The 13553-nt window shown below is 62.5% G+C and carries 11 protein-coding genes; 3 read left to right on the plus strand and 8 right to left on the minus strand.

Features of this window, described 5'->3' with window-relative positions:
• Window positions 1-426: 426 nt before the first annotated feature.
• From SH809_02100 to SH809_02110, 3 genes are all read left to right on the plus strand, one after another.
• The gene (locus SH809_02100; protein ID MDZ4698473.1) at window positions 427-1689 is read left to right on the plus strand and encodes a hypothetical protein; all 1263 of its coding nucleotides are present in this window, start codon (window positions 427-429) and stop codon (window positions 1687-1689) included.
• Between the two features lie 15 nt (window positions 1690-1704).
• Window positions 1705-1827: a hypothetical protein gene (locus SH809_02105; protein ID MDZ4698474.1), complete on the plus strand. Its 123-nt coding sequence runs from the start codon at window positions 1705-1707 to the stop codon at window positions 1825-1827.
• 107 nt (window positions 1828-1934) lie between these two features.
• Window positions 1935-2138 carry a hypothetical protein gene (locus SH809_02110; protein ID MDZ4698475.1) on the plus strand — a complete coding sequence of 68 codons (204 nt, stop codon included), beginning with the start codon at window positions 1935-1937 and terminating at the stop codon, window positions 2136-2138.
• 268 nt (window positions 2139-2406) lie between these two features.
• Here SH809_02110 and ppc read toward each other — a convergent pair whose 3' ends face one another.
• The 8 genes from ppc to SH809_02150 all read right to left on the minus strand — a co-directional run bounded on the left by ppc (window position 2407) and on the right by SH809_02150 (window position 13044).
• Entirely contained in the window at window positions 2407-5157 is a 2751-nt protein-coding gene (gene ppc, locus SH809_02115; GenBank protein MDZ4698476.1) for a phosphoenolpyruvate carboxylase, read from the minus strand.
• A gap of 83 nt (window positions 5158-5240) precedes the next feature.
• On the minus strand, window positions 5241-5978 hold the full coding sequence (locus SH809_02120; GenBank protein ID MDZ4698477.1) for a DUF6503 family protein: 738 nt from the start codon (window positions 5976-5978) through the stop codon (window positions 5241-5243).
• Between the two features lie 222 nt (window positions 5979-6200).
• Window positions 6201-7598 (minus strand): hypothetical protein, encoded by a 1398-nt coding sequence (locus SH809_02125; protein MDZ4698478.1) that lies wholly within the window; start codon window positions 7596-7598, stop codon window positions 6201-6203.
• Window positions 7595-8788 (minus strand): lysophospholipid acyltransferase family protein, encoded by a 1194-nt coding sequence (locus SH809_02130; protein ID MDZ4698479.1) that lies wholly within the window; start codon window positions 8786-8788, stop codon window positions 7595-7597. The genes SH809_02125 and SH809_02130 overlap by 4 nt, the downstream gene beginning before the upstream one ends.
• Window positions 8789-8798: 10 nt before the next feature.
• Window positions 8799-9662, minus strand: coding sequence for an endonuclease/exonuclease/phosphatase family protein (locus tag SH809_02135; GenBank protein MDZ4698480.1), 864 nt, complete (start codon window positions 9660-9662; stop codon window positions 8799-8801).
• Between the two features lie 176 nt (window positions 9663-9838).
• Window positions 9839-11752, minus strand: a complete 1914-nt coding sequence (locus SH809_02140; GenBank protein ID MDZ4698481.1) for a hypothetical protein — start codon at window positions 11750-11752, stop codon at window positions 9839-9841.
• 59 nt (window positions 11753-11811) lie between these two features.
• A complete protein-coding gene (locus SH809_02145; protein ID MDZ4698482.1) occupies window positions 11812-12477 on the minus strand; it encodes a hypothetical protein in 666 nt (221 codons plus the stop codon).
• 42 nt (window positions 12478-12519) lie between these two features.
• Window positions 12520-13044: a hypothetical protein gene (locus tag SH809_02150; GenBank protein MDZ4698483.1), complete on the minus strand. Its 525-nt coding sequence runs from the start codon at window positions 13042-13044 to the stop codon at window positions 12520-12522.
• Window positions 13045-13553: the final 509 nt, after the last annotated feature.

The raw sequence follows: 13553 nt of genomic DNA on the forward strand, positions 1-13553 counted from the left end.
GGCGGGAAACGAGCGAAGCGACTTACGAAGTAATCCAGCCATCAGACTGGCATTTTTCTGGGTCCCCGCCTGCGCGGGGATGACTTGCTCCTTATGCAACACGCCATCTCAACAGTTTCTCAAGGGATCTCCTTGCAGGATTGACTCGTCGCGTTCACACGTTTCGCCAAGGCCCCTCCTCGAACCGAGGAGGGGCGGATCCCGGCGTCGATTCATCGACGTCGGGACGGGGAGGAGTCAGGCCAATCAGACAGCGCGGGCTTGACTCACGCGCAGGCGTGACGCTATCTTGCCGGCGGGCGTTCAGGACGCCTCCCGTCCGCGGGAAGGACTGAGTCCACCTGACGCGTAGCCACACCATCACGGTTGCCTGCACCTTCTTCTCGCCCAGCATAGCGGACACGGGCTCACCAGAGGAAGTGTGTCATGCCTATCCGCGATCTCCCCGTCCGCCCCGACCTCGACCAGCTCCGCCACCAGGCGAAAGACCTGCTCAAGGCGATTAATCAGTCCGACCCATCGGCTCTCGAAGACCTCCACGCGTTCCACCCCAACCCACCCGATCCCGCCTCGGCGAAGCTGGCCGACGCACAACTTGTCCTCGCACGCAGTTATCAGGCGCCCAACTGGCCGCGGCTCGTCCAGGCCTGCCGGCTGATCGACGCCATCTGGCGGGATGATCTGGAGGCGGTCCGCGCGCTCATCCTCGAACATCCTCACCTGCTCCACGAACACGCCACCATCCGCAACAGCAACTGGGGGCCGCCGATGGCCTATGCGGCGAATCTCGGGCGGGACCGGATCATCCAGATGTTGCATGGGATGGGGGCGACGGATCTAGAAAAGGCGCTTGGTCGGGCCGTGTTGCAGAGCCGGGTGAGCACCGCGGTGATGTTGCATGCCCTGCTGGGCAAGCCGGCGCCCCCCGCGGATGCCCTGGGCGGGCCGGCGTATACGCTCAGTGTGCCCGGCACGGAGTTTATCCTGGAAGTAGGAGGAAAGGTCTACGACGAGGCCGGCCGTCGGATCGCCCCGGTGGATGTCGTGCTCGAAACCGACAGCCGGAAGCCCGAGGCGAAGCACCGGATTCTGGAGCTGTACGTCCAGCACGGCCTCGTCCTCCCCGATACACCCGTCATGGCACTCCACCGCGGCCGGATCGACCTCCTGGAGGCGCATCTGGCCCGCGAGCCGGGGCTGTTGCGGCGCACGTTTTCTCACGAAGAGATCTATCCCCCGGATCTGGGCTGTCACGACGAGGTGCAGGCTACCCACGGCACCCCGCTCGCCGGCGCCACGCTCTTGCACATGGCCGTCGATTACGATGAACTGGAGATCGCGCGTTGGCTGCTGGCACAGGGGATGGACGTCGACACGCCGGCCGCCATCGACGCCGATGGGTTCGGCGGCCACACGGCGCTCTTCGCGACGGTCGTCTCGCAGCCGAACTTCTGGGTGAACCACCATCACACGCCGGATCTCGCCGCGTTCACGCGCCTGCTACTGGATCACGGCGCCGATCCCAACGTCCGCGCGTCGCTGCGCAAGCAACTTCATCCCGGCTACGGAGAAGAGACGCTGCACGAATTCCACGACGTGACGCCGCTCGGGTGGGGCCGGCAGTTCCATCGGCAGATATTTGTGAGCAAGGAGGCGATGAAGTTGATCGAGGAGGCGGGTGGGAGATGAGAGCGCAGGACAACGATGTCCTACATGAACTGGGAGGAGTACTTCCTGCCGGTGCTGCCGGCGGTGTTACTTGTCCTTATGTTTATGGGCGACTCTTGGGAAAATCACGGGCGCACGGTCGAACAAATCGACGCGTAGTTTAGTCGGAGAAGTGTAGTCCGAATCATTCCATCGGCGCATCTCGTCGTCGCGCCGGTTTGCAAGTGAGTGCTCATGTAAGCATGTTGCGGAAACGGTGAACGCCCATGACGGCCATTGAACAACTGACAAATCGACTGGACAAGCTCTCGGAAGCCGAGCGTGAAGCCGTGGCTGCGGCACTCTTGCGGGTATGGGACGCAAAAGAGTGGGATGAACAGATCGAGGCAGATATCGCCGCGGGGAAGCTCGATTTTTTGATTGAGGAAGTGGAAGCAGAGATCGTGGCTGGTCGTATAAAGCTGCTATGAAGCACTATGCTACCTCTCGATTCTGGGAGGGGTACCACCAATTGCCCGAGCACATCCAGAATCTGGCCGATCAGTGCTTCGCCTTGTTTAAGGCAAACCCCAGGCACCCTTCCCTACATTTTAAACGTGTAGGAAAGTTCTGGTCAGCCCGGGTCGGCCTTGATTACAGGGCCCTGGCCGTTGTGCGAGATGGAGATATCTATTGGGTTTGGATCGGACCTCACGGGGTGTACGATAAACTGATTGCCTGACTGGATGGTTCGATAGTTCACCCCGTACTCTGCATCGCCGCCGCGATTCCGTTGATGCTGAGGAAGATGGCGCGGGCGAGCGCCTCGCGTTCGGCCTCGGAGGGGGCGGCTCGGTGCCGGCGGATGAGTTCCACCTGCAGCAGGTTCAGCACGTCCGTGTACGGATTCCGGAGGGCGATGGAGCGCTGGATGACGGGGTTGTAGTCGAACACCTCGTCCTGCCCGGTGATCGCGAGGATGGCGTCGCGGGCGAGGGTGTAGTCTTGCAGGATGACATCGTGGAACGACGGGCCGGCCGCCAGGTCGGCGTAATATTTCGCGACATCGAACCGGCTGCGAGCGATCTCCAGCTGGGCATTGTTGAGCACGGCCCGGAAAAACGTCCAGTTTTTAAACGCCTTTTTGAGCAGGGCCAGATCCTCCGGCCGCTCATCGAGCACTTTCTTGATGCCGGCGCCGACGCCGTACCAGCCCGGGATCATGTACCGCGTCTGCGTCCACGCGAACCCCCAGGGGATGGCGCGGAGACTCTCAAAGTCGACTTCCGAGGCCGACTTCCGCGAGACGGGCCGCGAGGCGATCGGGAGCCGGCTGATCTGGGCGATGGGGGTGACGTTGATGTACCACGGCCACAGGTGCTCGTGGTCGATCAACCCCCGGTAGGCGCGCATCGAGGCCGTCGAGATCGTCTCCATCACCCTGCCTTCGGCATCGTCGCTGGTGGAGTGCTCCTCGGACGCCCGGCCGGCATGGCCCGTGGCCAGGAGCATGGCGTTTACGATCTGCTCCAGATGCCGGTGCGCGATGTCCGGCAGGGCGTACCGGAAGGAGATAACTTCTCCCTGTTCGGTGAACCGGATCCGGCCGCTGTGGCTTACGTCGGGCATCGACAGAATGGCCTGATTCGCCCGCCCGCCACCGCGCCCTACCGTGCCGCCGCGGCCGTGGAACAGCCGGAAATCCACCCCGAACGCCTTACACACCCGGCCCAGGGCGGCCTGCCCCTTGTGCAGGGCCCAGTTTGCCATCCAGTAGCCGCCGTCCTTGTTGCTGTCGGAATACCCGAGCATGATCTCCTGCATGTTTCCCCGGCAGGCGAGGTGCCGGCAGTAGACCTCGTTCGCGAAGATCGAACGCATGAAGCCCTCGGCGGCCTCCAGGTCCTCGATGGTTTCGAAGAGCGGGACGATGTCCAGCGGCGAATGCACCACGCCGGCCTCCATCGACCACAATCCCACTTCCTTGGCGAGCAGCATCACCTCTAACAGGTCGCTCACGTCATGCGTCATGCTGACGATGTAGCTGCCGACGGCCTCGGGCTCCTGCGCAACGATGTCGCGGACCATCTCCATCGTATCCAGCATCTCCTGCTCGGCCTCGGGCAACGAGGCGCCGCGGGGGAGGAGGGGGCGCGGGTTGCTCAGCTCGGCGGTAAGTAGAACGACTTTGTCGGTTTCGGGCAGGTCGCTGTACGCCGGCGTGACGCCGGCTCGGGCCAGCAACGCCGCCACGGCGGCATCGTGCATCCGGCTGTGCTGGCGAATGTCGAGCGCGGCCATGTGCAGGCCGAAGGCACGGGCATTCGTGTAGATCTTGTTCAGTAACCCGTACCGGGCGATATGTTCGAACCCCGTATCGACCAGAGCATCGTGCAGCAGCGCGAGGTCCGCCACGAAGGCCGCGCTGTTGTACCGATCCGCGCGGTCTTCGCCAGGTAAAAACGCGGTCTCCAACTCGGCCAGTTCCGCCTCTAGCTTGAGCATCATGAAGCTCACCTTGAGGCGGTACGGCTCGAATGCGTACTGGCGCACCCAGTAATCGGGCAGCGTAAACCGCCGGCTGTCGGCCTCGATCGACACGCGCAGCGGCTCGGGGATCGGGACGGCGCGTTCGGAGAGGCTCAGTTCGCGCCGCAGGTTGGTGAGTTCTTCCAGGAACAGGGTGATGGCCGTGCGCCGGTGGGTGATGGCGGTCTGGCGGGTGACATCGGGCTTGACGTTCGGGTTGCCGTCGCGGTCGCTGCCGATCCACGAGCGGAACTGGAGGAAGACGGCCGGCTCGATCTCACGGTCGTAATACTGCTTCACGGCGTCGCGCACGTCGTCGTAGATCCGGGGGATGGTGTCCCAGATGGTGTTGCGCAGAAAAAACAGGCCGTTGTCGACTTCCTCCTGCACGGTCAACCGTTCCACCCGCACCTCGTCGGTCACCATCAGCAGGCGGATTTCCCGGTAGATCTCATCCCCGATAGCCGCGATCTCGTCGGGCGTGAGCGACCGCTCCCATAACTCGCCGAGCAGGGTGGCGATGCGTTTCTGTTTGTACATGATGCTCCGCCGGCGCGCCTCGGTCGGGTGCGCGGTGAGCGTCGGTTGGATGTCGAGCCGGTGCAAAATGTCCATCAGCTGCTCGTACGACACGCCGGCCTCGCGCAGCGTATATACGGCCTCGGCGATGGATTCCTTGCGCGGCTTGTCCGGCCGGCTGTTGCGCGAGCGCTGCCGGTTGATGCGGATGATCTCCTGCTGCTCGGCCTTGTTGACGAGGTGGAAAAAGTCCGTGTAGGCTTTTAACAACAGGTTGATCTGATCCAACGAAAGCGTCCCGATCGTTGCCGCCGCCTGCTCCCGCAGCGCCGGCTCGTTGTTGTTCGCCGCTTCCTTACACAGCCGGCGCAGCTCCTCGACCAGCGCCAGCGTCTCCTCGCCGGCCTGCTCCCGGATCACCCGTCCCAGTGTGGCCCCGAGCAGGTTTACCTGCTCACTCAAAGGCTTGGAAATGCCGCTTTCGGGCGAGAAAAAATGGGTTTCGTCCAACGTTTTTCCACTTTTCATTTTGCACTTTGCACTTTTCACTTTGCACTGACTACAACGTTTTCCATCACGATCTCCGACAACAGCCGCAATTCGCCGGCCTCAAACTTCTGGTCGTACGTCTCGATCGCAAGCCCGGGCTGCTGGAGGTCGTCGGCGATGTAGTTCATATAATCGGCGAACCGGACACCGCCCACCACGCGCGGGTTCACGGCCTTGCGGAAGCGGGAGCCGCCGCCGTCGATCAGGAAGTCGTAGGCGATGTAATCCATCGTCGACTCCTCCTTGTGGATCCAGTAGATGAACCGGTCCTCGAAGTCTTTCCCGCCGCCTTCCTGCTGAAAGGTGACTTGGATCTTATGATACGGCCGGCCTTCGACGACGACTTCCTCCAGATACCGCTTCTGCACGGCGGCGTCGTTGAGGTTGTAGGGGAGGAGGGCGAAGTAGAGGACCGAGTTTACGGACGACTCGAAGGCGCGCGCGCGCTCTTCGGTCAACGCCACGCGCCCGCCGTCGATCTCGCGGTAGAACCCATCGTTGCTCAACACATCGCGTACAGCACCGGTGGAGTCGGTGAAGATGCGCTCGTAGATAAAGGCACCGCCATCCCGCGTGGCGCGGTAGTGCCGGCCGCGCTGGTCGAAGTCGATCACACTATGATCGATCACGGGGCCGCCATGGGTCTCGATCACCCGATTGATGATGGCGACCGGGTCGCGCGGATCGGTGCAGCCGGCGAGGAGGAGCAGGGAGAGGAGGAGAAGTCGGGTCATTCTGGGCGTCGATGTGTTTGGAGGTTGTGTGTCCGCGAAATAGAACTTCAGAGCGCTTCGTCATCCCGGACTTGATCCGGGACCCCGTCGTTTTGCATTCCGGCAGGCTCCCGACCCCGATCGGGGATCCATACAACCAACTGGCCTGGCATGGATCCCCAATCAAGTTGGGGATGACGAAAGTGCTCAAGGTGGACTCTCGCTTGTGAAACGGTCAAAGCCTTAGTCCGCCGCCTTCTGATGCTTCTTCAGGACGAACTGTTTCCAGATGACCACCATCAACCCGAGGTATACCACGCACACCCCGAAAACCACACCGTACCCGATCATCCTCCCCTCAAAGAGTGTGAAGGGCAGATTGATGAGGATGAGGAGCGGAAAGCCGAGCACGAGCGCCATCCCGCTCCCGAGCCCGAGGTCCTGGGCGACACTCGTCCGGAAGTCGGGGTCGGTCACCCGCACAAGCGCCAGGCCGGAACTGATCGTGCCGGTCATCTCCCCAAAAATCCCCAGCCGCCGCTCAAGCGGATGGTCGTCGAAGGCGAGCCGGACGGCCCACCGGACGATGAAATACGTCGCCGGCGTGCCGAAAAGGGTCATCAGGGCGATTGGCACCATGTAGGCCCGCGCGGCGCCCAGGCTGATGGCGATCACGGCGAGGGCGATCATGTAGTCGGTCATCCATCCCGTGAGCCGGTGCAGCAGGCCGGCATCGATGGGGATAAAGCGCTGCTCCCGCCCGAGCAGCTTGCGCATGGCCAACGCCAGCAGGTTGGCGAAGATGAAATGGAACCCCCAGAGCATGGCGATCTCTTTCTCGAGGCCGGCTTTCGCCATCAGCGCCGCCAGGCCGGTCGTTACGCCGTAGGTCAGCAAATACACGGCGCCGATGAGGGCGAAGTGGACCGTCAGCGGCTCGATCGTTCCACCGTGATACGCCAGCCGGCCGGCGATCGGGAGCGGCTCCTGCCGCAGGATGCCCGTCCGCAGCGCCTCGTCCATGCCGTGTGTGCCGCCATCGATTAGCTTGCTTTCGCCGGCGCGGACACCCCGGTTCACCAGCACGATCCCGACGAAGTACGCCACCAGAAACCCGGCCGCCGCCAGCGTCAGCCCGACGTCTCCGCCGCCGCCAAACCCGTAGGGCTCCCACGACTGCCCGATGGAATACGCGATCCCCGGCCCCATCCCAAACCCCAGCGGCAGCAACATGCCCACCGCCGGTACGAGATCGGGCATAAAGGTGTAAACGACCGCAAACGCGATCCCGAGTCCGATGAGGATCTGGATGAGGTAGCAGAAGAGGAAGATGAAGCCCACATGCGTTGCCCCGCGCGAGCCCTTTTCATTGGAGCCCTGAAGCCCGATGCCGATAAACGTCAGTGCGAGGAGATGGTACAGGTAGGCGCCCATCCGATCGACATCGAAATGCAGGAGGCCGACCCCTTCGGGGCCCAGGATCAACCCCGTAAAGCCGGCGATGAGGGCGCTGGGGATGAGAAAACGCTGAAAGAACGGGATAAAACGCCGGCACATCAGCCCGAACAACAACAGGGCGCTGACCAGCGCGATGTCGAGCGCGGCCTCGCCGATCGTGATGGGTAGGTCCCACAGGTTCATGCGCGTGCTTGCTCACCGACCGGAGGCAGAACGCCGGCCTTGAGGCGCTGGATGGTCTCCTCCCACTGGAGCGCGCTGCCGTCGCCGGCGAACGTGAACTGGATCATCTCCTGGGCGAGTGAAAGCTGCAGGCGGGAGTTGCGTTCGATGCCGGAGTACAACACATCTTCGAGCGCGAGCGCGAAATTGATGGACGATCCCTTGATCCGAATCTCGTCTGGAAACAGGGCGATTTCGACTGTTCCATGGGCATCCAACCGGGGAAACTGCTCCTCGCTGTGCATTTGTACGGTGTTGCGAATGAAGGCCCCGCCGGCGTCGCGCTCAAGCGGCATCGCTCGCACCTGATCGTAGAAGGTGCTGGTCGTGAGCACCTCGCCGGTTTTCTCGTCCAGCAGGGTGCTGTCTTTTTGCATCTTGTAGCGGAACGTTCCGGCGGCGTTCACCACATACGTCCCGTCCGGCGTAAACACGCCCCCGTTGGCGCCTGAAACAGGGTCGCGGTAGATGAGGCGGTGGATGCCCTGCGCCGGCTTGTAGGCGAAATACGGCTTCAGGTCGTCCGGCACGATGGTTTCGTCGATCGCCATCTGGGCTTTCAGGATGCCAAGCGCCTCCTCGAATGGCGTTTTTCGGTCGAATTGAAGGGGCGGCTTGACTTCGACGCGAACGCGGGAGCGCCTCGGATAGGTGGCCCAGCGCGGCCAGCCGGTGTAGGATCCGTGGGTGATGACGGGGTAGATCGGGATGCCGCTTTTTACAAATACCTTGGCGGTGCTTTCGATCCAGGGCGCCGGCCGGCCGTCCCACCGCCGGCCGCCTTCAGGGTAGATGAGTATGGCGTGTTTTGTGGCGATAAACCGGTAGATCTCGCGGATGAGATGGGGCTCAGGTACATGTTTGCGCGTGGGATGCAGCTCGATGTCCTGGAGTATCTTGCGGAGCAGTCGGCCGCGATGGTATTCCTTCGTAATCACGCCCCGCGTCGATAGACCCCACGGGATGAAGTGGTTCAGTATAAACGGGTCGAAATTGTGCGAGTGATTTCCATAGACAAAACAGGGTCGCTGGAGGTCGATGTACCGGGAGCCAGACGCTAGCTCCGGATGGCAGAAATAGCGTGCGACCGGGAGCAGCCCCAGCCGGACAGCCGTTTCGCCGAACGTAAGCGGGTAGTTGCGGTAGGTCATGGCGTATCGATCAGGGATTGAGGCGGACCTCGGCAAACACGGGAAGGTGGTCCGAGGCGAAGGCGCCGTCCCAGCTATCGCTCAGGGTGGCGTGGCGCAGGGTGCGGATCCCCGGCGAGGTGAAGATGTAGTCGATCCGCCGGCCGGGTTGGCCGGTATAGGTAAACCCATAAAACGTCGTTTCCGGGCCGTGGGCGCCTGTTTCCGAGGCAAGGTGGGTGTCGGTGAAGGCTTCTGTCAAGAGGGCGTATCCCGGAGCAGAGGGGTCAAAGTTGAAGTCGCCGGTGAGCACCACAGGTGTGTCGCCGGCAAGGGTGGCGATGCGCTCCACGATCATCCGGGCGCTTTCGGTCCGGGCCTGCTCGCCGCGGTGGTCGAAGTGGGTGTTGACGTGGAAAAACGTCTGCCCGCTGGCGGCATCCTGATACTCAGCCCAGGTGACGACGCGGGTGATGGCGGCGTCCCAGCCGAGGCTGCCCGGGACATCGGGCGTGAGGGAGAGCCAGAAGGTGCCGCTTTGCACGGGGGTAAACCGGTCCGTCCGGTAGTAGATGGCCGAGTACTCGCCGGCCTCCTTTCCATCGTCGCGCCCGACACCGAGGCGGCTGTAGCCTGGGAGCAGGCTATCGAGGTCGACGAGCTGGCCGTGCAGCGCTTCCTGGACGCCGAATACATCGGCCTGGTTGAAGCGGATGATGCTGGCGGCGTGCTCCTTGCGCAACGGCCAGGCGTGCAGGCTATCGTTCGGGGTGTTGTAGCGGATGTTGAAGCTCATCACCTTGAGCGTGGCATCGGCTGGCGCGGCGGGCGGGGCGTCGGGAGGTATACACGCCGCTCCGAGGCAACCGAGGAGCAGGAACAGGACGAATCGCATCGTTCAGCCGGATGGGGAGGAGTGGAGAGGTCGGATGCCAGAGGTGGCGTGATGCGCCAAGATACGGATGTCCGTGGAGTAAAAAAGGGCCTCGCCGGACATCGAGCGCGGACAAAAAAGAAGCCCCGCCGGCGTGGCCGGGGGGCGTCTTTCTCTGGGAGGCAAAGGGAAATGATCTAATTGGCGAGGTCGCAGTCCTCGTCGATCACGTTGCACCGCTGCGTCCACGTCCCGAGATGCGCGATCGGGGCGCGGTCGAACCGGTTCATGGCGTTCGTGACCGTCTCGTCGTTCTGGAGAATCTGCGTAAAGGGCCCGAGGACGATGTTGAGGCCGAAGTGCCCGTTTACGATGTCCTCTCGCAGCTGATCGAGCTCCTCCTGGTATTCGGTTTCCTCCTCCGCGCGGATGTGCTGATAGGCCGACGTCGTGAGGAGCAGCCGGTTGGTAGCGGCGTCGTACATCTCCAGGTGGAAGGAGCCCTGTCGGGCGTAGTCGGAGCTGACGCGGCGGGGGCCGTCGTTGGCCGAGCCGGCGGGATCGGGATCTCGCATGAACGTGAGCATGCGCACGCTGCGGAACTGCATCTCGAGCGTCACGAGGTCGGCCGGCCGGAAGACGGGGCTGACGAGGCTGCCGCTGCCGTCGAAGCCGGCGGCGATGGGGCCCGTGCGCGACCGCCTCAAACCGGTTATCGGATCGTTGAATTCGAAGTTCATCGTCCCCATCCCGTTGGCGGACCGGTTGTCGAACTTGAGATAGATTTCCGAGACGCCGGCGCTAGGCAGGTCGTCCAGGGTCTCCACAAACCGGAGATACTGCTCATGCGCCGTCACCGGGGCGCCGTTCCGGAGGAAGGTGACGATGCGTTCGGTGGAGATCGGCGCGATTGAATTCCACTGCACATCCCACTTGTGTTTGTGGATGTACCAGGGGCCGGCGAGTGGGAGGCCAGGCTGGTTGGATTCGGTGCCGCGCGGCTGGGCCCAGATGCCGCTTAGATCGCGGTGGGTGGTGACGTCCATGTGGCTACCCGGCGGCACGGCCTCCTGGTAGGCGAGGATGGAGCCGCGGATGTTCACGAGCCCGTCGAAGCGGGTTTGCGAATACGAGTTGGTGGGGCGGAGATAGACGATGCCATCCCAATTCAGCGCCGCGCCCGGCTCGACGCGCAGCGCGCCTTCCACGATAAGGATGCCGTAGCCGCTAAACGAGGCGCCGCTCCGGATGGTGGCGTCGCCTTTGATGCGGACGATCGAGGTGTTGTCGGCGGTGCCGAAGTTAAACGCGTAAGGGTTGGTCTCGCCTTCGCCGATGATCCCACCCGGGGCTACGGAGCCAAACTGCATCGAGCCGGGGAAGAAGGCGTCCGGCATGTCGCCGGAGAGGGTCATTTCGTCGAGCGTCTTGTAGTAGAATTCCTGGAGCCAGGACTCGTTCTGGGCGACGTCGAGGTCGGGCAGTTCGTCATTGAATTCCTCTTCGTCCGCCTTCACCGTCACCTCCGTGATGTTGCCGGGCAGGCCGTCGTCTGCGTTCTGGAGCTGGTTGTTGATAGCGTTGGTCATCTGGCCCAGGTTGATCAGGCCGGCGAGTTCGGGGATCCCGTTCATCCGCTCGTATTCGCTGGTGCCCAGCCAGATCTCCTTGTTGTCCGGCCCGCCGTTCACGCGGGCGCTGTCGCTGGCTGTGATGGTCAGGTTCGGGGTGTCGAGCACCCACGCCGGTAGGTCCTGGCGCATCCGATACCGGCTGTGGATGAGATGCTGGGCATCTCCGTACTGTCCGATCACCCGGAGGTCGATGATGTTGTTCGCGGCGACCGAGTAGCCGTCGACCACGAACGTGCCTCCGTTATAGGTGACGGGGGCGTTGCCGTAGGAAAGGCTGCCCCCAAGGCCGCCGGTGTTGCTGAGCATCTCGGCCAGCACCAGGTTGTGGCCGGTGAGCGCCATGTCGCGGGCGAGCACGTCTTCCTGCATCAGCGACTGGGCGAGTTGGGACTCCGAGGAGATCCGTTGCACATTGGTCATGATGAGGACGCCGCTCAAGACGGTGGCGGCGACGATGATGAGCGCGGAGTTACCCATAGCGGTGAGGTCTGGGGGCGTACCGGCCGGCGGAGCGAGCTCCCGGCCGCGGGCAACGCCTATCGGTTTTGAGAATAAATCGTGTTGCCGTATCGAACGATGTTGAGGCCGGACGTCGACTTCTGGTCGGGCGATCGCTGTTCCACCGTGGGAATAGCGGCCTGAAGCTCGAGGTGGACGCGGTCCAGGTTCTCGGGGCACGTTTCGACCAGCAGGCCTGTCGGCGCGGCGAGGGCCCCTTCGGATACCATGCCAATCGTAAATCGGGTGATGAAGCTGCCGCTCCCGCCGTCCTCGACATAGGTCAGGTCGTTGAGCTTCAGCCGGCGCTCCATGCGATACACCTGCATGGCGTCCCCGTGGACGTCGATCGTCGTCGAGTCTTCCGGCATCAGACGGTATTCGACATGGACGATGTTCGACGCCAGGCCGGCGCTCGGGTCCTCGAGGGTCGGGAAGAGCAGGCGCGTCACATTGCCCACGGCGTCACGTTCTAGAAAACACTCTTCGGGCCGGCCAAGGGTCGTCTCCGTCTGGTCCTTGTTGCGCATGTTCTCGAGGTCGCGCTCGATGGTCCTGGCGAAGGAGAATGCCTGCTTCTCAACGATCTGGCCGATCTGTAGCTCGACCGTGTTCTGGCGATTACGGTTCACGACCACAATCAGTGAGATAAACAGCACGGTCGCGACGATGACCGCTGAAATATGATCGAGAAGCACATGCATGGGACGGGGGATCCAGGCGCGAGCGAACGGGGATACGGGGGATTAGTGGAGATACAGGCCGGCGGGCGACATCGTGCGTTTGAGGGTAATGACGACCGGCGCGCGCTCGCCCGGGGTGTCCTGTTCGGTCACGCGGACGGTCACTTCTTTCGCCAGCGAAGCCGCGCCCGTGAGCGCGACCGACGGGTTGCTCACCGAGACGAACTGCACCTCGATGTCCAACTGGAACGGATATTCCGCGCTATTGAACAGGTGCGTGTAAGGCGAAGAAAATCCGTGATAGTCGTCGATGTCGTCGAACGCCGCTACCGCCAGTTCATCCTCGTCCGGGCCAATATTTCCGGTGAGGCCGGCCACATCGACCCGCAACTCCGGGTTGGCGGCGTCGATCTCGTCAAAGGATTTTGACTCGATTTCGGCCATCTTGACCTGGGCGAAGTCTAGCGCCGCCCGTTCGACATCCCGCCCATAAACCTGCCCGTGGTACCGCAAAGCGGCCCGTTGCTGCGAAAATGACAGCAACGAAAAGATGGCCATAGCAAGAAACGCAAGCATAGTCTGTCTCATGCCGGTAACCGGGGTAAGGGGGAAGCAGCCGAACGTACGATCGCAACAGGCGAAGGGCGTGCCGGGAGATGGGAAACTCGGACGCGCACCGCACACCGTGCGGTCATATCAAGGGCGTGCTACTGCGCATTCGACGTGTCTGAAGACCGGGGGGCCGAGCACGTGCCGGGGAGCTGGCGCAGTATGTTTGGCGCACACCACATACGATGTATGGAGTAACTGGATTAAGCTAAGGTAAGCCTTCGGTATAATCCAGTTTTATTTCAGGAGTTTCCAGACGAGCAGAAATTGGGATGGGATATAAAACAAAAACGGTTCGAAGCGCGCTGGATGCGCACCTCGAACCGTGCTCCATACCTGGCTGTTTTCTTAACGGCTCTTAATCTTTAACCGGATATCATGCGAATCAGGAGTTGAAACGTCAAAAACAGGGCAAAATGTCACCACTCGACTTTGACCGAAGGCATAGTCATCCCCGCGCAGGCGGGGATCCAGCCGTCAGATTGGCA

It is taken from the genome of Rhodothermales bacterium (assembly GCA_034439735.1).
Lineage (GTDB): Bacteria > Bacteroidota > Rhodothermia > Rhodothermales > JAHQVL01 > JAWKNW01.